Genomic DNA, 20,632 nt, shown 5'->3' with positions numbered 1-20,632 from the left:
CCCTCATGCGCACGCCCCGCCCCCTCGCCCCCGAGCCCATCAAAGTCCTGGATCTTTTCTCCGGCTGCGGTGGCTTCACTCAGGGGTTTCACGAGTTCCGCCCGGAGGGGGCGGAGGACGACGGACCCGTCTTCCACAGCGTCGCGGCGGTCGAGCACGACCCCGCCGCAGCTGCCACGTACGCCGTGAACTTCGGAAGCGGCCGAACGGACGACGCTCTCCCTGCCGCCCGCGTCCACCTCGAGGACATTGAGGACTGGAAACCGGCGGAGGACGCCCTCAATGCGGACGTCGTGGTCGGGGGACCACCCTGTCAGGGCTTCTCAGCCTTGAACCGTCATAAAAAGGGAGCCGAACGTAACCGCCTGTGGGAGGAATACGTTCGCATCGTCGCCAAAATTCGCCCCAAAGTCTTCGTCATCGAGAACGTCGATCGCTTTCTCAAGTCGGACGAGTTCCGCAACTTGCTCAGTGAAGTGGAAGAGGGCGGCCTTCTGGCCGAATACCGGCTCGTCGACCCTCCCGGCCATGAAGCGACCGACACCGAGGAGAAGAAGTACAAGCGCTATCTCCTCAACGCCGCCGACTACGGTGCAGTCCAAGCACGTCGGCGAGCCATCGTCATCGGTGTGCACCGTGATGTCGACAACGGTCGCGCGATGATGTACCCCGCCACGACGCACGTGCGACGCCCGAAGCACAGCATCGGCGTCTCGACCCAACCGCTCGACGGCGTCGACGTGGGCCCCTCGTACTGGCGAGCAGTCGACAGCGTGTTCAACGAATCGTCCCGACTCGTGGTCCGAGGCACCGAACTTCCGGACGGCAAGGACTACATCCCTGAGGTGGACACCGTCCTCCCCGGTATTTTCACGACCAGCGACCTCCACTTCGGCCGCAATCCGGAGCCACTCTCAAGGGCCCGCTACCGAGCCATCCCTCGGGGTGGAAACCGCAAGGACCTGCACGGCAAGTGGTACACGGTGAACGAGGACGGCGAAATCCGGATCTTCGACAACCCGAATCCTCCTGGCGTGAGGACACCGGTCAAATATCTCTCGACCGATAGCTGGGACAATCACAACACCGGGACGGGGGACGTTATGGGCCGACTTCGCCTGGGCGAGCCCTCTGTAACCATCCGAACCGAATTCTTCAAGCCCGAGAAGGGCCGGTACCTCCACCCGACCGCCGCTCGTCCGATCACCCATTACGAGGCCGCCCGCATACAGGGCTTCCCCCTCGACTTCCGCTGGTGCGGCTCGAAGACGGACATCGCCCGACAGATCGGCAACGCGGTACCGATCCCACTCGGCACAGCCATCGCCTCGGCGATCCACTCCTACCTGCGCACCTGACCGGAGTATCTGGGTCACGGATCGGTGATGCTCAGCTCCTCCGCCTCAAAGTGCACCTGAGCCCGATCCAGCGCCTCATCCGGGTCGCACCCATGAGCCCGGAGCCAGTGGAGGAGGTCGGCGATCAGGTCGATCGCCGCCTCCTCTGCCACGGCCACGCTCAGGCGACCCGATCCTGACCGCCGCGGATTGCGGGCCGTGCCGTAGAGCGTGAGGTACTCCTCGGCATGCGACACTCGGGGACTGTCGGTGTGCCCGTTCGGGCCGGTCAGCTTCGTGGCCAACTCGCACCAGACGAACTTGGAGTCTGCCCGGAGGACGACTCCCCACCGGTCGGTGACCGAGTCGACGAGCGTCATGCCACGGCCCGACTCGGCCTCGTCCCCCGCGCTGAGCAAGGTGGGCAGCGCGCGCGTGTCCGGGTCGTGCAGTTCGATGCGGAGGTACGTACCGCTCATCGAAACGGCCAGCCTGGTCGGCGTGCCGGCTCCCACGTGCTTGATGACGTTCGACGCCAGTTCGGTGACGCAGATCTGAGCCGCCTCGACCAGGTCCGGCAGACCCCACAGGGTCAGATGCAGTCTCAACACCCTTCGTAAACCTGACAGTTCGGCCGGATCGGCCGCGAACGCAATCTCCCAGGGCTTCCGCTTGACGCAATCCTGGCCATAGATCATGTCGATCCGCCTCCCTGACGATTCCTCGTGCACTGCGTGACCAGTAGTCACTCCCAGTAAGAGGTTCCCAATGCGATTCCCTTCGTGCAACGTGCACGAAGGGATTCCCTCCATCGGGTGATTGGCCTTTCGCGGTACTTCCGATGGGATGGAACATCCGCTACAGCACAAGGAGTTGGCATGGCAGGCTCTCCCACCGCTCGCCGCCGTCGGTTGGCGATCGAGCTCAGGAAGCTCCGCGAGGACCACGGCTTCACCTGCGTTCACGTGGGCCAGGAGCTGGACTGGAGCAGCTCCAAGGTCAACCGCATGGAGACCGGACAGGGGCGCGTCCAGCCGTCCGATGTGGATGCTCTGTGTCGTTTCTACGGGACCTCGGACGAACTCCGCGAGCTCCTCAAGTTCTTGGCCAAGGAGTCGAAGACGAAAGGGTGGTGGCACGCTCAGGGAGATGCCGTCCCCGTTTGGTTCTCCGTATACGTGGGCCTGGAACAGGCGGCTTCAACTCTCCGTAGCTACCAAGGGGAGTTCATCCCGGGGCTGCTGCAGACTCCCGAGTACGCAACCGAACTGTGCCGAGTGTCCGCGGAACAGACCGATGAGGAGATCCAACGCCTGGTCGACGTACGCATGAGGCGGCAGGAGCTACTGGTCAAAGCGAGCCCACCGGATCTTTGGACGGTGATCCACCAGAGTGCGCTCATGCATCTGATCGGCAGCCGCCAGGTGATGGCCGCACAGCTCGAACGTATGCTGAAAGCGGCGAGGTTGAGGAATGTGACCGTTCAGGTACTCCCCTTCGACGCCGGCGCGTATCCGGTAACAGGGACCTACATGATCCTCGGCTTCCCCGAACAGGAGGACCCCGACGTGGTCTATCGAGAAGGGCTGACCGACTCGGTCTACCTCGAAGAGCCCACGGACGTGCACCTCTACACGAAGGCGTTCGATCACCTTCGGGCTCTGGCGTTGAGCCCCCTGAGATCGGCCGCACTGATCCGGAAGACGCTGGAGGAACACTCCCGATGACCCGGCCCTCAGACCTCACATGGACCAAGAGCAGTTACAGCAACGGCACTGGTGGCGAGTGCGTCGAGGTCGCCGCGTCCGCCGTGGACGTCGCGGTGCGGGACTCCAAGGTTCCGTACGGCCCGCGGCTCGGTCTCGGGTGCGACGCCTGGTCACACTTCGTCGCCGCCGTGCGGCAGGAGCTGCTCAAGTAGAAGAGTGCCCAGGCATTCCGCGCTGCCGCCCTCAGCGAAGGGACAGGGGCGGGAGGAGCGCAGAGGCGGCCACCTGCCATGCGGCCAGGAACGGCTCTGCCCGTCTTGCACGGTCGCGCGTCCTTCGCGCTCCTCCGGGCGCAGGTTGTCACCCACTGCGAGCCGATCCTCGTGCCGGAGCTCAACTCGGATAACTGCGAGGTGACTCGTTGCCCTGCCTCCAGATCTCTTTCCACTCTCGGTCGCGGTCGGCCGCCAACAGCGGGTCGCGATCGCCCGCCCGCTGCACCGCCAGGCTGACTCCGCAATTCCCGCAGAGCCGATGGATCCAGAAGGCGCCGTCGTACCAGACGCCAATTTCGCCCCGGTTTCCGCACGCTCGGCAGGCCAGAGGAGCTTCATCGGGCGGGACCGACGAGCGGAGCACCCGCTCGACCACCACTCGCAACGGCTCGTCGGGATGGATAGTCGGATCAGGACAGTAGGCAATGTTCCCCCAACCCCGCTGCCAGCCGCGCCATGACTCGTCAGGCTTCACCTGCCGACAGCCACGCGCTTTGTCTGCTCGGCGCCTGTCGGCATAGGCACGCTCGTCAGCGAGCCAGAGCTGCCGGGCGTCGTGCAACTCCTCGACCGCGCGTATGAGTGAGCTCGGATCCTTCTCCAGATCCTTGGGGATCCCCGCGCTGAGGCAGAGGTGGTGATACGTGGCCCGGAAGCCGTAAGGCGCGAAGTGAACGAGGCACGACCGCAAATTCGTATGTCGACCGCGGGTCGGGAGGCTTTCGTCGTAGACCCGTCTCAAGTGCGTATTGAAGCTGCTCACCCCAAAGACGTTATGGCCTCATCCGCCCGGCGCCCACGCCGCCGCCACCCACCTTGCCCAGGCAAGCCACAGCCGCCGATCATTCGAGGATGAGACTTGAAGTTCAAGCCTTCGTCGAGGACGGGCCGCTCCCCGACTGGGACGCCAGTGAAGAGGAGATCGACAGGCGTGTGGCGCAGCTGCACGCGATCTCCAAACCGGTGACGGCCGAGGAGGCGAGGGCGCTGGTCGACTGCTTCGGTCCCGACGACTGCTTCGGCGTCGCCTGGACTTTGATGCACCTCATAGAGACGGGCCCGAACCCGGTGCTGACGACCCAGCCGGTTGAGAACGCCAACGAGTGGCACCACCGGCTTTTTGACCGAGCTGTGTTCGGAGGTCTCGTCCCAGCACCCTGACGGGTTAGCCACGTGAGGCGTCTGCCGCTCAGGCGTCGCAGGACAGCGGCCTGAGGTTTTGCCCCTCCGTGCACGGTAATTGGAGGGCCGTGCGGCTGAGGCATACGGCAGACTCGCCAGGTGATCGTTGTGCAGCCTGTCCTGGAGATCTACCGCCCCGACGGCTTCGCCCTCTGGCCCGTGGCCGAGTTCGAGGCGTACGGCTTCCTGCCGCTCAGTGGCGCGCTCAGTCCGGCCGAGGTGGGCACGGCGGTCATGCGCATCGCCGACTACAACAACGTCGATCCCGAGGACGACAGCCCGCCGCGGCCCGCCGATCCGCTCGGGGCTTTCCTGCACGGACTGCTCACCATGGACGACGTCCTCTCACCCGGAGGCCTGCGGGTTACCGACACCGCCACCGGCATCACCTTGCTGCCCGGCTGTTGCAACGGCCTGGAGGAGCGGCACGACTGGCTTGAGGTCCTCGACGGCGACGGCGGAGGCTACTTCGGCCATGACCCCACCCCGCTCGCCGAGCGCCTCGGCGACTCGGTCCGATTGACCGTCGACGCCGAGCGGGACGACAGCCCGGTGATCGAGCTGCCCGCCGCCGAACTGCGCCACCTGCTCGCCGGCGCGGAGCGCGACCTGGCCGACTTCCTCGGACTGGCTGCTGATTGGGCCGCACAGCACCTGCCCAATCACGCCACCTCACTCACCGTCGCGCTCGCCCGCGCCTTGGACCTGCCCGCGCCGGTCGTACCGTCGAAGCCGTAGGGCGACGGACTCGTCGGACACTCATCTGACCGGCGGGCCGAATCTGGACCGAACACCCGGCCCCAGGCTGCGTGATCGGGCCACTGGGGACGGCAGGAGACCCGTGCCGTCGCGCCTACGCGGAGGGCGAGTTCACCGCGTGCCATCGCCGTCGAGTACGACTCCGGGGGCCGGGCAGATCGACCGCACCACCCAGGGCGCGGGGGTTCAGCTGTCCGCGGTGCCGTTGGCGCGCAGTTGCTCGGCCGCTTCCCGGTATGCCTGGGCGGCGCGGGCGAAGTAGTCGAAAAGGGCGTCGAGTTGCTCGGGCGAGTACCCGCCGAGGATCTCGCCGATCTTCTGCCGAGCCGGGGCCATAACGTCGTCGAGGGCGGCAGGCCGGCCGACCGGCTCGACGATGACCTTGCGCCGGTCGTCTGGATCGGGCGCTCGGCGGACGTAGCCCGCCCGCTCCAGTCGGTCGATCAGGCGGGTGGTCGGCCCGGTTGTCAGGCCGGTGCGAGCGCCTAGTTCACCGGGGGTCATCGCCCCCTCCAGCTGCAGGATGTTCAGCGCGTACAGGTCGGTGGCGCCGAGGTCACAGGCTCTCGCGCTCGCGTGGCCGTGCAGCATCACCGCGCTCAGGTACTGGCGGTAGATCTGGCTCGCGTCGGGTCGCATGGCTGGTGTTGACACGGGCCCCTCCACTTCCTAATCTCTTCCTCAAGGAAGAGACTTCTTTAAAGAAGTAACTTCTCCGGAGAAGTTATCACGAAGGGGGAACCGTGACTGCCATCAGCACCATGCCGGCCGATCCGACCGCCGAACCGGCCCCGTCCCGCACGCCTCGCCGCCGCCGCCGCCGCGTCAAGATCGTCCTGGGCGCCACCGCACTGACACTGGTCGCGGCCGCCGGCGCCGGATACCTGTGGCTCGACGCCACGGCCGACGTGCAGAACCTCGGGGTGAGCGACTGCACCGCACTCACACCCGTCGTCACCGCCACGGCGGCCGGGACACCGACCGCCGAGGACCACCGGGCCGTCTGCGGCACGCTGCGCTCGCTGACCGACTCATGGGCCAAGGGCGACGCAACCGCGTACGGCGAGCACTTCACCCCGGACGCCACGTACACCAGCTACGTCGGCACCCACTACCAGGGACGGCGCGACATCACGGAGGGCCACCGCGCCCTGTTCGGCGGGTTCCTCAAGGACACCAAGCTCGCCGACTCGTTCCTCGGCATCCGCTTCTACGGCCCCGACACCGCCGTGGTCACCAGTCGCGGCGACACCTACACCGGCGCACGCAAGAAGCCGGCCGACCTGACCAAGACCCAGACCTACACACTGATCCGCCAGGCCGACCACCAGTGGCGCATCGCCGCTTTCCACAACACCCAGCGCCAGCGCGTCATGGAGCGGATCTCGTTCCTGTACTCCCCCGAGACCAAGCCGGAGGCCGAGAAGTGACCACGAACACCCCCGCGGACCACGGGCGCGGCCCCGACCTCAGCGCGATCCGTGCGCTCCTCGATCAAAGCTGCGCCGCCTGGAACCGCGGCGACGGAACCGCCTACGGCGAACAGTTCACCGCGGACGCCACCGATGTGACCTTCGCCGGCACGGTGTACCACGGCGGCCAGGACATCGGCCGCGCCCACCAAGCCCTGTTCGACAGCTTCCTGAAGGGAACCCGGCTGACCGTCGAGATCATCGACATCCGCTTCTACGGCCGTGACACCGCCGTTGTCATCACCCGCGGCGACGTGCACAAGGGCCGGCCGACGAGGCTCGGCAAACTCGCGACGTACACCGTCGTCCGTGGGGAGGACGGCCGCTGGCAGATCGCCGCCGTCCAGAAGACCCAGCGCAAGCGCCTGATGGAGGCCTTCTCGTTCAGGCTCCAGCCCGCGACCAGGCCTGCTGCGCAGTGAACTGCACCGCGCACACCCATCGAGCAGGAGGACTACGGTCATGGCCGACGCAAGGCCGCAGAGGAGGGCGACCGGCCGAGGCAAGACGAACTCGGCCCGGACCAGGAACACTTGGCAGCGGACCTCGCGACCGCCGTCGGCCGACAGCAGGTCGCCGACGTACTCGCGAACCAACGCGTCCACCTGCTCGTCAACAACGCCGCCACCGCTTTCCGGATCGCCCCGCCCCACGGTCCGGAACCGCAAGCATTCCCGGGCCATGGCAACGCGGTAGGACGAGCGCGCCTACGTCTTCAGCGGCACCGTCACCGTGGCCTCGATCCGTCTGTGGCTCAGGCCATGATCAGCCCGCCTCCAGGGCGGCGGCCCGCTTCGCCAGGTCGGCTGCGATGTCGTCCCAGTCCGGGCCGTGCATCCACAAGTTCTCGGCAGCCTCTCGCATCAGCGCCGGCTCGTCCGGCCGTTGCAAGAGCACCAGCTGATAGGCCAGGTTCCGAACCCATACCGGTAGTCGGCCATCAGCCACGTGTGGGCAGAGCTCGCGCAGCATGGCAAGGACGGAATCCGCGTCAGCGAACGTCAACTCCTCGACGAAGTAGTGCTCCTGGTGTTCGAGGCCGCACTCCGGCGTGGGTCGGTACTCGTCTCCGTAGAGACACCGGGCGTGCTCCGTCAGGGTGCAGTGCATGGCTGGAGCCTACGACGCCATGATCCGCCGGACAGAACCTAAGGGCAGACGCACCGGCGTTCGATGCGGGAAGGGAAGGTGGGTGCGCGATCATTTGGGCCGTGACCTCTTTGACTCCGTCCGAGTCCGTCGCCGCCGAGAGCGACCGGATCAAGGTGTGGTACCGGTTGGTGCCGCGTGAAGGCTGGCTTCCCTATGACACTGAGGGACTGTGGGCCACGCAGCTGAGCAGTGATACCGCCCGCGTGGAGAACGTCCCCTTCTTGCAGGACGGGGTAGCCGAGGGTGAAATCGTGCGGTTCGTGACGGACGCCGACGGCCTCCACTGGGCGAAGGAGCGAGTGGAGGCATCGGGTAACTGCACCATCCGGGTCCTGCCTGTTCCCTCCGGTCCGCTGGGGCGAAGCGCTCAGGCTGTGCACGAGCGGTTGTCTCCATTTGGGCTGGGCGGTGAGGTTTTCAGCGAGGAGCTTCCCTTGGTCGCCTTCACCGTGCCCTCCGATGCAGACCTTGGTCGGATCAAGGCGTTGCTGGTCCGTGGCCGGGAGGACGGGTGGTGGCACTTCGAGGTCGGTTGTGCCACCGACGCATGGCGCGACGCCTAGTCCAAGTGTCGGCGTACTTGAGAAGGCGCTCATCGAAGTACAGACAAAACGCGCTCAGTTGGAGATCGCCGCCTGAGCTACCTGTAGGCGAGTCGGCCCCGGCCGATATTCCCGGCAGGGCACTTCGCCGTGTCCATATAATCCTGCCTCGATGAAGAGACGCGTGCAGTTCACCGAGCAGGTTGTGCGGTTCCGCGACTACATGCCAGCCGCAGATCGGGAGAAGTTCCGGCGTCTCGTCGACAGGATCGCAGCTGATCCTGAAGGCGCCGACAGCCACCTTGCCTACACGAACGACGCTGTGACGCGCGCGGCTTGGGAAGACCGCGTAACGGTCCACTACGTCGTGACGAGCTTCTTCGTGGTCGTCTTCGAGGCCGACATCTACGACGCGTCGCGTGGCTTCAACGAGGTTTGAGGTACGCCTCCGTCACGCCCCTTGGCTTGAATCTGCCCTTTGCCATGGCGGCGACGGCCGACTTCAGCCACTCCTCGCCTTCTCGGGGATGAACCCGTAGGTCAGTGAGTTGGCGCTTCCGGTCATGCCCCGCCGCCGCTGCGAGTGGCTTGCGTCGAGCGCGCTGTGGAACGGGTGGAGGCGGCGCAGGCGCCTCAGCCGAGGTAGGGGTAGGTGCCCGCGAGGTAGTCGCCGATCTGCTGGCGCATGCTGGGGTGGATGTCGTACCGGTCGAGATCGGCGGGCTGGACGAAGCGGACGCCGTCGGCTTCGTCGTTGATGGTGGGCTCGCCGCCGATCGGGCGGCCGATGTACGTGGTCTCGTACTGCTGGCGGATCTCGCCGTCGGTGTAGGCGACGATGTGGTGGGGGTTGGTGTAGACCCCGAGAAAGCCCGTGATCTCGGCGACGATGCCGGTCTCTTCCAGACATTCGCGCACCGCGCACTGTGCGGCGGTTTCGCCGATGTCCTGGGCGCCGCCGGGCAGCGCCCACTGGCCGGTGTCGCGGCGGCGCTGGAGCAAGATGGCGCCGCTGTCATTGACGACGAGCAAGTTGCTGGCGGGAATGAGGGTGTTGGCCTTGGGGGCGTCGGGGTCGTTGTAGTACTCAATCCTGCCCATGTGCGGCCGTCCCTCCTGGTGGGGCGTCCAGGGCCGTGCACCGGCCCAGGCTGGCCGGGGTCCGTTCAATGCGTCGATGGCTTTGGTGATCAGGGCTCGCGCCTCGGACCCGTGCACGGCCATGGCACGCAGTTCCTCGAAAGCCCTCAGGTACAAGGCGATCTCACTCGGCTGCGTGATGTCCACCTGCGCCGACAGCAGCTCCACCGATACGAGGGTGTCGTCGTACATGTTGAACGTCTCCTGCGGCCAGAGCCGACGCTGCGGGGTGGCCATCGGGATCACGCCGAGCGACACAGACGGCAGAGCGCCGGCCGTGAGGAGGTAATCCAGCTGCTCGGCCATCACGTCCCCATCGCCGAGCTGGTAGTACAAAGCGGCCTCCTCAACGAGGAGAACGAAGCGGCGTCCCTGCTCATGGATGACACGGGAGCGCTCGACTCTCGCAGCCGCCGCTTCAGCCCCGTCGTTGGGGATATCGCGGACATCGGCAATGGTGCTGAGCAGCGCGGTTGCGTAGCCCTCGGTCTGCAGGAGGCCGGGCACCAGCGTCGACGAGTAGATGCGGAACAGCTGTGTGTGGTGAAAGAACTCCACCCAGCTGTCCTGGAGTTGCTTCAGCCCGCTGCCCACCTGGTGGCGCCATTCGCTATACGTCGAGTCTGTGTTGAGGGACTTGGCGATGAGTTCGTCCGCCTGGTCGGCGTCACCGCACGCACGGCACCACAGGTGGATGTCCTTGGCTGAGGGTGCGGTGCGGGCATTCTCGATGCGGGACGTCTTGGCGAGGTGCCAGCCACATCGGTCGGCCAGCTCGGAAACCGTCAGTCCTGACGCCTCACGTAAGTCGCGCAACCATCGGGCGACCGATTCACGGACAGACTGCGCGGACGACGACGGGGAAAAGGTCACGGGCAAGCCGTTCCTTCCTGCTCGGGGATCTTGTATTGGTCGTGTGGGATCGCGCGCGACCACACTGCCTCAAAGGCCTCGGCACACAGTTTCGCAGCCGAAGGGGCTTCGCTGATCTCCCCGCCCATGGACGACCCGTCGCCGGCGAAGTGGTTCCAACTGCGACACGGACGGCAGATCCATCGCGGAGAGCAATGAGCCCAGTTGGCCGGCCATGACTCCGGCGTCCCCGATGCGATAGCGCAGAACCGTCTCTTCGATGACTATTGCGAAGCGGTGGTCCCCTTCTCGCACGATTCGTGAGCGGTCCATACGCGCGACTACTGCTTCGGCCACGTCGTCCGGGATGCCACGGAACGTAGAGATGGCCCGCAGCAGCGCCGTGGCGTAGCCGGGCGTCTGCAGGAAGCCGGGCACCACGTTGGAGCAGTAGACCTTGAAGTGCTTGGTCCGCTTGTACAGCGGAAGGTTTGCCTGCTGCAGCCTCTTGAGCCCGGTGCGCTGGAGCCGCCTCCACTGGACGTACATGGAGTCGGCCTGCCGGTTCGCCGCAACGAGGTCGGGAGCCTGCGCTTCGGCTCCACAAGCGACGCACCACAACCTGATGTCCGCATCCGACGGTGGCGTCTTGGCACTCTCGATGCGCGACGACTTCGACTCGTGCCATCCGCACCGAGCTGCCAGTTCCCGCTTTGTGATGCCGGCGTCCAGCCGTACCTCCCGCAGACGCTCGGCGAGCTCGGCTCGTGCGGCTTGCACGCTGGACGACGCGGACTCAGTCACCTGTCGGAGGGGCTATCGGATCGGGTACTGATCGTGCGTGGTCGCGCGATCCCACACGGTTTCGAACGCGGCGGCACAGAGCTTCAGCAGGGCTGGGGCGTCGGTGAGTTCGTCTTCCACCACGGCGCCGTCGCCGTCGAAGTGGTGGACCCGCAACAGAGCGCCGTCGAAGAGCCAGAAGTCATTCCCTGGAAGAGCAATGTCTGTGGCCAGCCGACGTGGCAACCAGCGCACTTGCTCACCTGCCGTGACATTGGCAGTCGTGACGTAGTGCTCCCACCGGATGTATTCGCTGACAGGCTCCGAGATGATGCGTGACCCCGGCGGCCCAGACAGCCCTTGACCAGGCCGCCCAGCGACTCCTGGCCGGCTGCTCACAGCGCAGCGACGGCAGCCTGACGGTCGCCGCCCTGGCCCGCGAGGCCCAAGTCAGCCGGGCGACCGCCTACCGCGCCGGTGACGTGCTGCAAGCCTTCCGCCAGCGCGTTGACGAACGCAGCGGTGACCCGGACATCCCGGTGACCCTGCGGGAGCAGATCAGGGAATTGCAGGGCGAAGTCCGTGAGGCTCGACGCGCACGCCACGAGGAGATCACCGCTCTTCGCCGTTCCGTCGACGCCCTCGCCCAGCGCGTGCAGGGCCTCACCCTCGACAACCAGCGTCTGCGGGCCGAGCTCGCCCGGCAGGGCACCCTCGCGGTCCTACCGACAGCCGGGCCGCCGCCTGGATGACCCCAGACGGCCCGCCCCCCGTCTCTGGGAGGGGCGGGCCGAACGGGAGGGGGCGCCGTGGTTCCTACGCGCTGGCCAGGATCTTCCGTACGCCGTCGGTGACGCCTGGCAGGTCACCGGTCGGGGCCGCCCACTGATGCAGGTCGTGTTCGGTCAGGATGACCGGCCCGGTCTCGGCGACGGTGACGGCGAAGTTGAACTGGCGGGTGGTGGTGCCGCGGCTGTTCTCGTAGTCGAAGTGCCCGAGGTAGCGGTCCACGGAGGAGACGGTCAGGCCGGTCTCCTCCCGTGTCTCGCGGCGGGCCGCGTCCAGGATGGTCTCCCCGGCGTCCACGTGCCCGGAGGGGATCTCCCACAGGCCGCCCATGAAGTCGTCCGGCTGGCGGCGGACCAGGAGGATGCGGTCGGCGTCGGTGACGACGGCCGCGGCCACGAAGGTGGTGATGCCTTCGGCTTCGGCCTCCTCTGCCAGGGTTCGGGCGAGGTCGGAGGTCACGGTCACAGAAGCTCCTTGTGGTGTTCGCTGACCTTCCTGGCCGCGCTGACGTACTGCTCGGCCAGTTCCAGATCCTGTTCACGGTGCCAGACAGGCAGCTTGATCGTGTGCGTGTGCGCCTTCTCGGCGACGGGGAAGTCGCCAGGCCGGTAGCGGCTGCGGGTGTCCGGGTAGCCGGGGAAGAGGTGGGAGGGGTGCTGGTAGAGCGGGAGTTGGTTCAGGGGGCGAGTGGAGCCGGGCAGGTCGAACTCGGTCGCACCTTCCGCTAGGAGGGCCTCGTGGAACCGGTCGATGGGCAGGCCGCCGAGCTGGTCGGGCTGGTAGCTGGCCGTCAACGCGTACCAGGACGACTTCACCCCCTCGGGCATGGGGGTGACCTCCAGCCCAGGTATCTGGCTGAGTTCGTTGGTCAGATAGGCGGCGGTCTCCTCGCGGCCGGCGAGGCAGGCGTCGGGCGGGCCCACCGGGCGACCTGAGCCCGCTCACGCGGCCATGAGGCCGGCCGACGCAGGGCCCGCACGGCATCGTCGAGGATCCGGTGATGCTCGTGGGTGGTCGACAGCCGCCACGAAACACCCTCGGCATCCACCGACCCGGTGAGGGTTCCGAGCGGATTCCCGCTGTCATACGCGACCCAGACGAGGCGGCCCGAGTCCTCCAAGGGCCGTACGAAGTCGACCTGGTCGCCGTCGACTACCCGGCTGAACAGATCCTCGAAGCCTGAGGGGTCGAGGCTCCCCGGCGTCTTCGTCGCGTCGGTCAGCTCGGTCATCGAACGGCACCTCCGGGAAGAGACAGCTTGCTCGATCGAGTGAATCTGATCTGCGGTCCCCACGATGCGGAATCGCTGGTGAGACAGGCATCTGCCCGGATAACGGGGTCGAGTGACGGATCGAGTGGTCCGCCGCCCCTCCTCTACTGACGCCCGCAACGGGCACTCAGCGGCTGGTGACGCGCCCTTCCGCCATGCACACGATGCCGGTCACCAGCATGTCGATGCCCAGCTCATGGTTGGCCTCCGGGCCCGTGCACGCCGCCAGAGCTTCCGCGGAAGCGACCACGTTGGGGTGGCGGCGAGGTGACAGAGCGCTGAGGGAGGCTCGCTTGACGCGCATGGCGTCTTCGCGGGCTTCGGCGTCGGCTCCGTACGCCAAGCCCGGCTCGTCGGACACCAGCGTCACTACGGCGGTGAGCAGGAAGCCGCCGATTTCTGCGGACTTGTCCGCATCGAAGCCTGCCTGGCGCAGCAGCGAGAGAGTGTGCTCCGCGACTGCCAGTCCGGGCTCGCAGGACAGGACGGAGGCGCGGGCAAGCGAGGCAACCGCAGGGTGGGGTCGCAGTGCCGCGACCAGCGCCATGAGCAGTGCCCGAAGCTGATCGTCCCAGGGCGCGGAGTCGGCGGGCGGGAACTGAACCTCGCTGAACAGTCGCTCGGCGATTCCGTCGAGCAGCTGGTCCTTGTCCTTGAAGTGCCAGTACAGCGCCATGGGCGTCACGCTGTGAGCTTGAGCGAGCCGCCGGATGGTGACCGCCCCCAGGCCCTCGGCGTCAGCCAGAGCGATGGCGCCCGTCACGATGGCGTCCCGACTCAGCCGCTCACGCGCCTCAGCAGTGTCCCGCTTCTTCACCATGCCGATGACTGTACCTTGTACAGGTTCACCTGTACGGTGTCCATGTACCTTGTACAGGAATTCCCTGTACGACGTCCATGTGCGTTGTCCAGATACGCCGCACGGCGGCGTTTCTCAGAGAGGCATCTGCGAGCTCATGTCACCTTCGCCGCATGCGGGCCAGGCCGCGCTGTCGTCAGCCCTCACCCTGGGCTGCGGCCTCACCTTGCCCAATCGACTCGCCAAGGCGGCGACCAGCGAGCACCTGGCCGACAGGTTCGGTGCCCCCACCGCACAGCTCATCCAGGCATACCGGGCCATGGCGGCGTCCGGCGTCGGCCTGGTGATCAGCGGCAACGTCATGGTCGACGGCTCGTCGCTCGAGGCGCCGCGCAATGTCGTGATCGAGGACGACCGCCACATCGACGCGCTTCGTCGCTGGTCGGCCGTGACCGCCGGTACGCCGGCCCGCTTCATCCTGCAGCTCTCGCATCCCGGCAGGCAGAGCATGCGCGGCAACACACTGCCGGGACGTCGGCAGGACGTCGTGGCACCCTCCTCCGTTCCCCTGTCCACGGGTGCCGATCGCCTCTTCCGTCCCCCACGCGCCCTGCGGGAAGAGGAGATCGCGGACATCATCGGCCGGTTCGCCCGCGCCGCCGAGGTCGCCGCGGCCGCCGGCTTCCACGGAGTTCAGCTGCACGCCGCCCACGGCTACCTCCTCAACCAGTTCTTGTCCCCGCTGAGCAACCGGCGCACCGACCGGTGGGGTGGCTCGCTGGAGAACCGTATGCGGCTGCTGATCGAGGTGTTCCGGGCTGTCAAGACGGTGACCCCCGACGATTTCATGGTCGCCGTCAAGCTCAATTCCGCCGACTTCCAGCGCGGTGGATTCGAGCCCGATGACTCCCTGGCCGTGGCCAAGGCCCTGGAGGCGGAAGGTGTCGACCTCATCGAAATCTCGGGGGGCACCTACGAAAACACCGCCATGTTCGCGGGAACCTCGCCGCGCGAGTCGACCCGTCAACGCGAGGCCTACTTCATGGAGTTCGCCGAACGGTTCTCCAGGGACGTGACCGTACCCATGATGCTGACCGGCGGTTTCAGGACCCGCCAGGTCATGATTGACGCACTGACCGGTGGCGCGGTGGACGTCGTCGGTCTCGCCCGGCCGATAACCCACGACCCCGGCTTCCCCCGTGATCTGCTGGCCGGCAGCGCTGAACGAAGCTCGGCCCGGCCGCGGAACACGGGCCGCAAGGCTGTCGATGCGTTCCTCGACAGTGCCTGGCACCAGCAGCAATTGGCCCGCCTCGGCCGCGGTAAAGATGTCAGGCCGAAGCGAGGCACCGCCGCCGCTTTGCTCATCGCCACGTTTGTCACCATGCGCGACATTCTGGCGCCCAGGCTTGGCATGACCTTTTCGGGCCCACGGAAGCGACGACGTCGGCCACATGGCTGACCGCGCCACTCCGTCAACGGGCACTGCCCGCAGGTGGAGCCGGACCCTGAACCGTGGACCAGCGGCGGCCGGTCAGATCCGGCCGCAGCTTCCTTCAAAGCCAGGCAGAACGAAATCCAAGAGGGACAACAGGCATGACCAACGAAACGACGCTGAGCGGCAAGCGTGTTCTCATCACGGGAGGCTCGGCCGGAATTGGTGAATACGCGGCCATGGAACTTGCCCGCCTCGGGGCAGACATCGTCATAACGGGACGTCGCGAGAGAGTGGCCTCCGAGGCGGCGGACAGGATCCGGCGTGAGACCGGTTCCACGGTCGACGTCCTGACAGCGGACCTGTCTTTGATGAGTAGCACGCGGGAGTTCGCCGAAGCGTACATGGAACGCTACGAGGCTCTCGACATCCTGGTGCACTCTGCCGGAGGCACGGCCGTACGGCGCACGCTCACTGCCGAAGGCGCGGAGCTCACGTATGCCACGCAGTACCTTGCCCGCTTTTACCTCAACAATCTCTTTCTCCCGGTCCTGGAGGGCCGGGACGCGCGGATCATCGCGGTTTCAGGAGGCGGTTCGGTCACCAAGCAACTGGACCGGACCAACCTCCACGGCGAGGTCAGATACTCGAGCATGAAGGCCATCGAGACCATCTCGATCGCCAACGACTACTTGGGAATCGACTTCCAGGAACGCTACGGCGAAAAGGGCATCCGCAGTTACGTGTACGGCCCTGGGCCGGTGCGCGGAACCGGATTGACCGCTCCGTTGCCTTTCCTTACGCGCAGCGCGTTCATGCTCTCGAGCTACCTCATCGGAAGCTCTGTGGCCCAAGCGGCCCGAGACGTCGTCAACTTGGCCGCCGGCGAACACCCTTCGGGTCTTTATCAGCGGCGCCTCAAGAGGGCCGTGCCGAGCAGGTACCTCCAGGACGCGGACGAGCGCGATGCCGTGTGGCGGGCCACGGAAGAAGAAATCGCACACAGGGCAGCCAGTTGACCTGCCTGGTCAATTGTGGAAACACGCCTCATGAACACGTCGGCCCCCGCGCCCGCTGCGATGAGCGGGTACAGGGGCCGAAGTGTCTGTGCCGGGTGACAGCGTCAGGTCAGTGCTGTGCGGTCTGCCTGCGGCGCTTCCACCACACCAGACCGCCACCGGCCGCGAGGAGGGCTGCGGCGATTCCGGCGATCAGGCCGACCTGGGCGCCGGTGTCGGCGAGGCCGCCGTCATCGTCGTCCTTGGGCGGGGTGGTGTTGCTGCCGCCGGTCGGTGCCGGGGTGGACGGGGCCGGGCTGGACGGGTCCGTCGGCGTGGACGAGGGGTCCGGCTTGCCGGTTCCGGTCGGCGTCGGTGTCGGGTCCGGCTTGGGGTCGCCGGACGGCTTGACGTCGGTGTTGCCGCCCAGGAACTGCGTCCCGGTGTCGCGGTAGTCACGCGGGGCGATCTTCGAGCGGTCGGTGATCTGCGGCAGGCGCGGGTTCTCGACGTCGAAGCGGACCTTAGTGATGTTCTTCTTGGGAGCCTTGGAGAAGTCCACACCGCCGACGCTGTAGACGTAGACCTCGCCGCCGTACTCCAGGTTGTACTTGAACTCGCCTTCCTTGAAGATCTTCACGTACTTCTGGAAGACGTCGTTCCGGTCCCAGTTCTTGTTCTCGCCGCGCAGGGGCCAGCTGGTCACGTCGTTGCTGTTGATGATCTTGTGGAAGTCGGTCGGCTTCTTTGCGTCCTGCTGCCGGATCCACTCTGCCGCCACCCGGGAGGTGTAGACGCGGCGCAGGTCGGCGTACTGAGGAGCGCTGTTGATCTGCTTCTTGACCTCGGGAACGATCATCGTCTCGACCACGCGCTGGTTGTGGTCGATCTCCGCCTTGGTCAGGTCACAGCCCTTGCCGCCCGGGCCGGGGGTGTTGGTCTCCTGCGGAACGGAGTTGAGCTTCATCGGCGCGTCGAGGATGTAGATGCCGCCGTCCTGCTCACGCACCTGGGCGGGCTCGGGCTCGATCCAGTTGCGCATCCCGTGCAGACACGGGGCTCCGTTCCGGCGGGCCAGCGAGTCCCAGAACCGCTTGCCGAGATCGGTCTTGGGGTCCATCGCCCCGTAGAAGTCGTGCTTCATCCGAAGGTCGGCTTCCAGCAGGACCCTGCCGGCGTCGGTCCTGCCGAACTTGGCGTCCATGATCTTGTCCGGCTGGTCCGGGTTGAGGTTCACCCAGAACTTCTCCGGGGTGAGCGCCATCCACGTGAAGAAGGAGTCCGAGACGAGCTGGGCCTTCTCCTTACCGCCGAAGGAGGGGTTCTCGTCCGGGTCGGGGCTGATCCCGGCCTTGTAGGAGTAGTCCAGGCCCTTGCCCTTGACCGGGGTGCCGACGTAGCGCAGCTCCAGGGTGGAGAAGTCGACGCCGCCAGGGCCGCGCATGCGCTGGGAGCCGTTCGCGCCTCCGCGCTCGGCCTGGGCGATGCGCCGGGCCTGGTCCTGGTTCTTGGGGGAGCCGTTGACCATGCGGTCCGCGGCGCCGTTGCTGGAGCAGATGCCGCCCGCGCGGGCCGCGAGGGTGACCGTGCCGGTGGTCTGGCAGCCCGGGTTCATCTGGCCGGCGGGCTTGTTGTAGCCGGTGTTGTTGTTGTACTTCGGGCTGGGTGTCGCGGCGTGCTTGTAGCGGCTGATCTTACCCTTGCCGTCTGCGTCGACCTCGGCGAGCTTCCGCTTGGTGAGGTCGTCGGGCTCCTCACCGAAGATGTAGACGACCTTCCAGCCCCGGCGGGCGAGGGCCTTGTCGACGTGTATCTCCTTGTAGTCGAACCTCCCTCCCGCCTTGAACTCGTAGATGGTCTTGGTCTGCCGGTTGATCGCGTCGAACCGGCGGTCCTTGTTCGGGAACTTGTCCCCGAGTTCTGCCTTCAGCTCGTTGTACAGCTTCTTGTCGAGCGCCTTCAGCGAGCCCTGGCACAGCCACTCCGGGCCACCGAGCTTGTAGTGCGTGGTGACCTGGCGCTCGAAGCCGGCGCCGCGCTTGCCGTTGCCTTCGAGGCGGATGGTCGCCTCCAGCCATCCGCCGAAGTCGGCCTTCGGCCACCGCTTGGACGCATCAGTGTTGGCCTGGTTGCGGTTCCAGCGCGCGTAGATCTGCTTGTGGCGGTCGTTGGGCCACTTCTTGGGGTCCTTGCCGTAGGCCGCAAGCTCCCGCTGGCTGGCAGGGAGCTGGAGCCCGTCGTAGCCGAGGGAAGGGTTGTCGTAGTCGTAGACGTACTGCTCGGCGCTCGGGGTGGCGTCCCGGTTGTTGCCGCCGGGCAGGCTGGTGGCCGGCGGCGCGGTGTTCGGGGTGCCGTACTTCTGGTCGCAGCGGTTCCGGGGCGCGGCGGCGGCTTCCTGGGCGTCCAGCAGAGGCAGTCCGCCGACGAGCAGTCCGGCGCTGACGGCGATCATCGCCGCGCGCACGCCGAAGCGTGTTCGGATACGCGTGAGATAACTCAAGTGGGTTCCCTGGGGGGCAGGGACGAGTAAGGGCAGCGCTCATAGCCCCCGTCATGACGCTGCCATGACACACCCTAGGCGTGATGCAGGAGGTTGATCAAAACATTGGAGGCGCAACTGGCGTGTCTCGCCTGCGTGTTCACTGTCGGAGCCTGGCCCTAGAGTCGTGGGCATGACCCGAGGAGAGACTGTGCGTACCGGCGGAGTGCCGGACCTCATCGTGTGGATCGACCATGTCCCGGACGCGATCGACCGGCTCCGGGAAGAGCATCTTCCCGATGACGTGCGGCTGGATTTCGGCGTGGAGTCCCTGGCGCACGTGGAGGCGGCCCTGCTGCGCCACTACGCCGCAGAGGGCTCGGAGGACCTGGGCAGCGGGTTCGTGAACGACGCCATGGCGTATCTCGGTGAGGTGCTGCTGACGGTGGCGGGCGGCGGCTGGGGCTGGGACACGGAGCCGGCCGGTGACGTGGAAGGACATCCGGTGGTCGTGCCGGATGCGGCGCTCGGGCTCCCGCCGGTGGCGCCGGTGCTGCTGATCGGTGAGGCGCTGAGCAGCCGGACCGGCCACGAGCTCACGGCAGCCGCCCGGCGGCTGGGTGAAGCCGTGGACGGGCTCCGCAAGGAGCGGCCGGACTGGGAGCCGGTGAAGGAGCACACGCCGGGGGTGGACCCGGAGCCGGACGTGCCGGAGCATCCATGGCTGGCCGGTTGGCTCGCCGAACGGGAGCGGGCGTTTTCCGCGTGGGTTCAGGAGACCGGGCTGCCGGAAGAGACATGGGACTACTCCGCGTCCTCGCTCGATGTGCTGGAACGCCTGGCCAAGGAGCGGTTCTCTTCCGGAGAGCGGTTCGAAGCGGCGGAGCCGGGGCTGTTCCTTCAGGGCGCTGCCTGGTACGTGGGCGAGGTGGCGCGACGGGTGCGGGAGGCGGCGTGGGCCTATATGGACCCGGAGGAGCATGACAGCACGTGGGCGGGCCAGCCGTACATGACGCAGCCCGGTGTGCGGGACGGCAACATCGCAGCTCCCATGGCGGAGTTGTATGCCGCTGCGGTGATGGCCGAGGAGGGTGAGAGCGGGGTGCTGCGGGAGCGGCTGAGCTGGTACAAGGAAAGCTGACGAGCCGGACCCGTGGCCTGGACGTCAGGCGTCGTCCCACGCGTCCTGGATCTCGGCGAACTGTTCAGCGCTCAGCCGCGGGGTGAAGCCCGCTGGGAACCGCATCATGGTGGGCTGGGGCCACATGCTCTCCAGCGGCAGGAGGCCGGGCCGTTGCGTAAGGTGCTCGGTCCCCGCGCCCTGATCGTCACGCCGGGGGTCACGCTTCCCGGAGAATCGCCGACCGAGCACGCCCGGCCCGGCATGCCGCGTGCTGCCATCGCCGCTGGTGCGTCACATGTCGTCGTGGGTCGCACGGTCACCCGCGCCGCAGATCCCGTAGCCGCGCTGCGGCTTGTCCACGCCAACCTCGGTCTCCGACCGGCCCGAACCCGCCAGCGGTCGATGTGCTCCGCGTAACTGCGATCGCCGAGGCCCGGTCCGGGCGCGCGGTGCGGGACTGCCTCCCGCTGAGCGATTCGTAGCGTTCTTCGTACGCGACTGATCGAGTAGGCGTGTTTCGCGGCCAGTTCTGACCG

General features: G+C 66.9%; 26 protein-coding genes and 3 pseudogenes. 15 read left to right on the top strand and 14 right to left on the bottom strand.

Annotated elements, in window-relative coordinates:
- Nucleotides 1–5 precede the first annotated feature (5 nt).
- Entirely contained in the window at nt 6–1,358 is a 1,353-nt protein-coding gene (locus OOK40_RS02290; RefSeq protein ID WP_266476087.1) for a DNA cytosine methyltransferase, read from the top strand.
- Nucleotides 1,359–1,372: 14 nt separating this feature from the next.
- On the opposite strand, the gene OOK40_RS02285 is transcribed toward OOK40_RS02290, so the two are convergent.
- Entirely contained in the window at nt 1,373–2,035 is a 663-nt protein-coding gene (locus OOK40_RS02285) for an ATP-binding protein (RefSeq protein WP_266476086.1), read from the bottom strand.
- Nucleotides 2,036–2,215: 180 nt separating this feature from the next.
- Between OOK40_RS02285 and OOK40_RS02280 the strand changes: the two genes are divergently transcribed.
- Both OOK40_RS02280 and OOK40_RS02275 read left to right on the top strand, forming a co-directional pair.
- A complete protein-coding gene (locus OOK40_RS02280; protein ID WP_266476085.1) occupies nt 2,216–3,064 on the top strand; it encodes a helix-turn-helix transcriptional regulator in 849 nt (282 codons plus the stop codon).
- Nucleotides 3,061–3,258, top strand: coding sequence for a DUF397 domain-containing protein (locus OOK40_RS02275; protein ID WP_266476084.1), 198 nt, complete (start codon nt 3,061–3,063; stop codon nt 3,256–3,258). Before OOK40_RS02280 ends, OOK40_RS02275 begins: the two co-directional genes overlap by 4 nt.
- Nucleotides 3,259–3,439: 181 nt before the next feature.
- Here the strand turns inward: OOK40_RS02275 and OOK40_RS02270 are convergent, their stop codons facing one another.
- Nucleotides 3,440–4,084, bottom strand: a complete 645-nt coding sequence (locus OOK40_RS02270; protein ID WP_266476083.1) for a hypothetical protein — start codon at nt 4,082–4,084, stop codon at nt 3,440–3,442.
- Between the two features lie 89 nt (nt 4,085–4,173).
- Between OOK40_RS02270 and OOK40_RS02265 the strand changes: the two genes are divergently transcribed.
- Nucleotides 4,174–4,482 (top strand): hypothetical protein, encoded by a 309-nt coding sequence (locus tag OOK40_RS02265; RefSeq protein WP_266476082.1) that lies wholly within the window; start codon nt 4,174–4,176, stop codon nt 4,480–4,482.
- 120 nt (nt 4,483–4,602) lie between these two features.
- Entirely contained in the window at nt 4,603–5,241 is a 639-nt protein-coding gene (locus OOK40_RS02260) for a hypothetical protein (RefSeq protein WP_266476081.1), read from the top strand.
- Between the two features lie 207 nt (nt 5,242–5,448).
- Here the strand turns inward: OOK40_RS02260 and OOK40_RS02255 are convergent, their stop codons facing one another.
- A complete protein-coding gene (locus OOK40_RS02255) occupies nt 5,449–5,901 on the bottom strand; it encodes a MarR family winged helix-turn-helix transcriptional regulator (RefSeq protein ID WP_266478773.1) in 453 nt (150 codons plus the stop codon).
- Nucleotides 5,902–6,005: 104 nt separating this feature from the next.
- Between OOK40_RS02255 and OOK40_RS02250 the strand changes: the two genes are divergently transcribed.
- From OOK40_RS02250 to OOK40_RS02240, 3 genes and pseudogenes are all read left to right on the top strand, one after another.
- Nucleotides 6,006–6,692, top strand: coding sequence for an SgcJ/EcaC family oxidoreductase (locus OOK40_RS02250; RefSeq protein ID WP_266476080.1), 687 nt, complete (start codon nt 6,006–6,008; stop codon nt 6,690–6,692).
- Nucleotides 6,689–7,156 carry an SgcJ/EcaC family oxidoreductase gene (locus tag OOK40_RS02245; protein ID WP_266476079.1) on the top strand — a complete coding sequence of 156 codons (468 nt, stop codon included), beginning with the start codon at nt 6,689–6,691 and terminating at the stop codon, nt 7,154–7,156. The genes OOK40_RS02250 and OOK40_RS02245 overlap by 4 nt, the downstream gene beginning before the upstream one ends.
- A 244-nt stretch (nt 7,157–7,400) precedes the next feature.
- Nucleotides 7,401–7,499 (top strand): annotated as a pseudogene (locus OOK40_RS02240) (IS5/IS1182 family transposase); the annotation flags it as partial.
- Here the strand turns inward: OOK40_RS02240 and OOK40_RS02235 are convergent.
- Nucleotides 7,500–7,844 carry a hypothetical protein gene (locus OOK40_RS02235; RefSeq protein WP_266476078.1) on the bottom strand — a complete coding sequence of 115 codons (345 nt, stop codon included), beginning with the start codon at nt 7,842–7,844 and terminating at the stop codon, nt 7,500–7,502.
- A 101-nt stretch (nt 7,845–7,945) separates the two neighbouring features.
- Between OOK40_RS02235 and OOK40_RS02230 the strand changes: the two genes are divergently transcribed.
- Both OOK40_RS02230 and OOK40_RS02225 read left to right on the top strand, forming a co-directional pair.
- Entirely contained in the window at nt 7,946–8,449 is a 504-nt protein-coding gene (locus OOK40_RS02230; protein ID WP_266476077.1) for a DUF4265 domain-containing protein, read from the top strand.
- Between the two features lie 163 nt (nt 8,450–8,612).
- Nucleotides 8,613–8,867 (top strand): hypothetical protein, encoded by a 255-nt coding sequence (locus OOK40_RS02225; RefSeq protein WP_266476076.1) that lies wholly within the window; start codon nt 8,613–8,615, stop codon nt 8,865–8,867.
- 194 nt (nt 8,868–9,061) lie between these two features.
- Here the strand turns inward: OOK40_RS02225 and OOK40_RS02220 are convergent, their stop codons facing one another.
- The 5 genes and pseudogenes from OOK40_RS02220 to OOK40_RS02205 all read right to left on the bottom strand — a co-directional run.
- On the bottom strand, nt 9,062–9,529 hold the full coding sequence (locus tag OOK40_RS02220; RefSeq protein WP_266478770.1) for an NUDIX hydrolase: 468 nt from the start codon (nt 9,527–9,529) through the stop codon (nt 9,062–9,064).
- A 66-nt stretch (nt 9,530–9,595) separates the two neighbouring features.
- A pseudogene (locus tag OOK40_RS02215) lies at nt 9,596–10,441 on the bottom strand (helix-turn-helix domain-containing protein); the annotation flags it as partial.
- Nucleotides 10,438–10,569: a DUF6879 family protein gene (locus OOK40_RS35210; RefSeq protein ID WP_323136024.1), complete on the bottom strand. Its 132-nt coding sequence runs from the start codon at nt 10,567–10,569 to the stop codon at nt 10,438–10,440. The pseudogene OOK40_RS02215 and the gene OOK40_RS35210, both read right to left, overlap by 4 nt.
- Nucleotides 10,511–11,224, bottom strand: coding sequence for a Scr1 family TA system antitoxin-like transcriptional regulator (locus OOK40_RS02210; RefSeq protein WP_266476075.1), 714 nt, complete (start codon nt 11,222–11,224; stop codon nt 10,511–10,513). Before OOK40_RS02210 ends, OOK40_RS35210 begins: the two co-directional genes overlap by 59 nt.
- A gap of 12 nt (nt 11,225–11,236) precedes the next feature.
- Nucleotides 11,237–11,539 (bottom strand): annotated as a pseudogene (locus OOK40_RS02205) (DUF6879 family protein); the annotation flags it as partial.
- Here OOK40_RS02205 and OOK40_RS02200 point away from each other — a divergent pair.
- Nucleotides 11,539–11,955, top strand: a complete 417-nt coding sequence (locus tag OOK40_RS02200; protein ID WP_266479099.1) for a hypothetical protein — start codon at nt 11,539–11,541, stop codon at nt 11,953–11,955. The pseudogene OOK40_RS02205 and the gene OOK40_RS02200 sit on opposite strands and share 1 nt — an antisense overlap.
- A gap of 64 nt (nt 11,956–12,019) precedes the next feature.
- Here the strand turns inward: OOK40_RS02200 and OOK40_RS02195 are convergent, their stop codons facing one another.
- The 4 genes from OOK40_RS02195 to OOK40_RS02180 all read right to left on the bottom strand — a co-directional run bounded on the left by OOK40_RS02195 (nt 12,020) and on the right by OOK40_RS02180 (nt 14,082).
- Nucleotides 12,020–12,457 carry an NUDIX hydrolase gene (locus tag OOK40_RS02195; RefSeq protein ID WP_266476074.1) on the bottom strand — a complete coding sequence of 146 codons (438 nt, stop codon included), beginning with the start codon at nt 12,455–12,457 and terminating at the stop codon, nt 12,020–12,022.
- Entirely contained in the window at nt 12,454–12,915 is a 462-nt protein-coding gene (locus tag OOK40_RS02190) for a DegT/DnrJ/EryC1/StrS family aminotransferase (RefSeq protein WP_266476072.1), read from the bottom strand. Before OOK40_RS02190 ends, OOK40_RS02195 begins: the two co-directional genes overlap by 4 nt.
- The gene (locus OOK40_RS02185) at nt 12,861–13,223 is read right to left on the bottom strand and encodes a hypothetical protein (protein ID WP_266476070.1); all 363 of its coding nucleotides are present in this window, start codon (nt 13,221–13,223) and stop codon (nt 12,861–12,863) included. The genes OOK40_RS02190 and OOK40_RS02185 overlap by 55 nt, the downstream gene beginning before the upstream one ends.
- A gap of 166 nt (nt 13,224–13,389) precedes the next feature.
- Nucleotides 13,390–14,082 carry a TetR/AcrR family transcriptional regulator gene (locus OOK40_RS02180; RefSeq protein ID WP_266476068.1) on the bottom strand — a complete coding sequence of 231 codons (693 nt, stop codon included), beginning with the start codon at nt 14,080–14,082 and terminating at the stop codon, nt 13,390–13,392.
- Here OOK40_RS02180 and OOK40_RS02175 point away from each other — a divergent pair.
- Both OOK40_RS02175 and OOK40_RS02170 read left to right on the top strand, forming a co-directional pair.
- Nucleotides 13,973–15,523 carry an NADH:flavin oxidoreductase/NADH oxidase family protein gene (locus OOK40_RS02175; RefSeq protein ID WP_323136023.1) on the top strand — a complete coding sequence of 517 codons (1,551 nt, stop codon included), beginning with the start codon at nt 13,973–13,975 and terminating at the stop codon, nt 15,521–15,523. The two genes, OOK40_RS02180 and OOK40_RS02175, sit on opposite strands and share 110 nt — an antisense overlap.
- Nucleotides 15,524–15,657: 134 nt before the next feature.
- Nucleotides 15,658–16,515, top strand: a complete 858-nt coding sequence (locus OOK40_RS02170) for an SDR family NAD(P)-dependent oxidoreductase (protein ID WP_266476066.1) — start codon at nt 15,658–15,660, stop codon at nt 16,513–16,515.
- A 109-nt stretch (nt 16,516–16,624) separates the two neighbouring features.
- Here OOK40_RS02170 and OOK40_RS02165 read toward each other — a convergent pair whose 3' ends face one another.
- Nucleotides 16,625–18,994 (bottom strand): LPXTG cell wall anchor domain-containing protein, encoded by a 2,370-nt coding sequence (locus OOK40_RS02165; RefSeq protein ID WP_266476064.1) that lies wholly within the window; start codon nt 18,992–18,994, stop codon nt 16,625–16,627.
- A gap of 172 nt (nt 18,995–19,166) precedes the next feature.
- Between OOK40_RS02165 and OOK40_RS02160 the strand changes: the two genes are divergently transcribed.
- Together OOK40_RS02160 and OOK40_RS35205 are read left to right on the top strand one after the other, a co-directional pair.
- Entirely contained in the window at nt 19,167–20,114 is a 948-nt protein-coding gene (locus tag OOK40_RS02160; RefSeq protein WP_266476062.1) for a hypothetical protein, read from the top strand.
- 12 nt (nt 20,115–20,126) lie between these two features.
- A complete protein-coding gene (locus tag OOK40_RS35205; protein WP_323136022.1) occupies nt 20,127–20,513 on the top strand; it encodes an orotidine 5'-phosphate decarboxylase / HUMPS family protein in 387 nt (128 codons plus the stop codon).
- Nucleotides 20,514–20,632 lie beyond the last annotated feature (119 nt).

Source organism: Streptomyces sp. NBC_01481, assembly GCF_026339995.1.
Taxonomy (GTDB): Bacteria; Actinomycetota; Actinomycetes; order Streptomycetales; family Streptomycetaceae; genus Streptomyces.
Note: the sequence above shows the minus strand (reverse complement) of the source record. Positions and strands in the feature narration are given on the sequence as shown.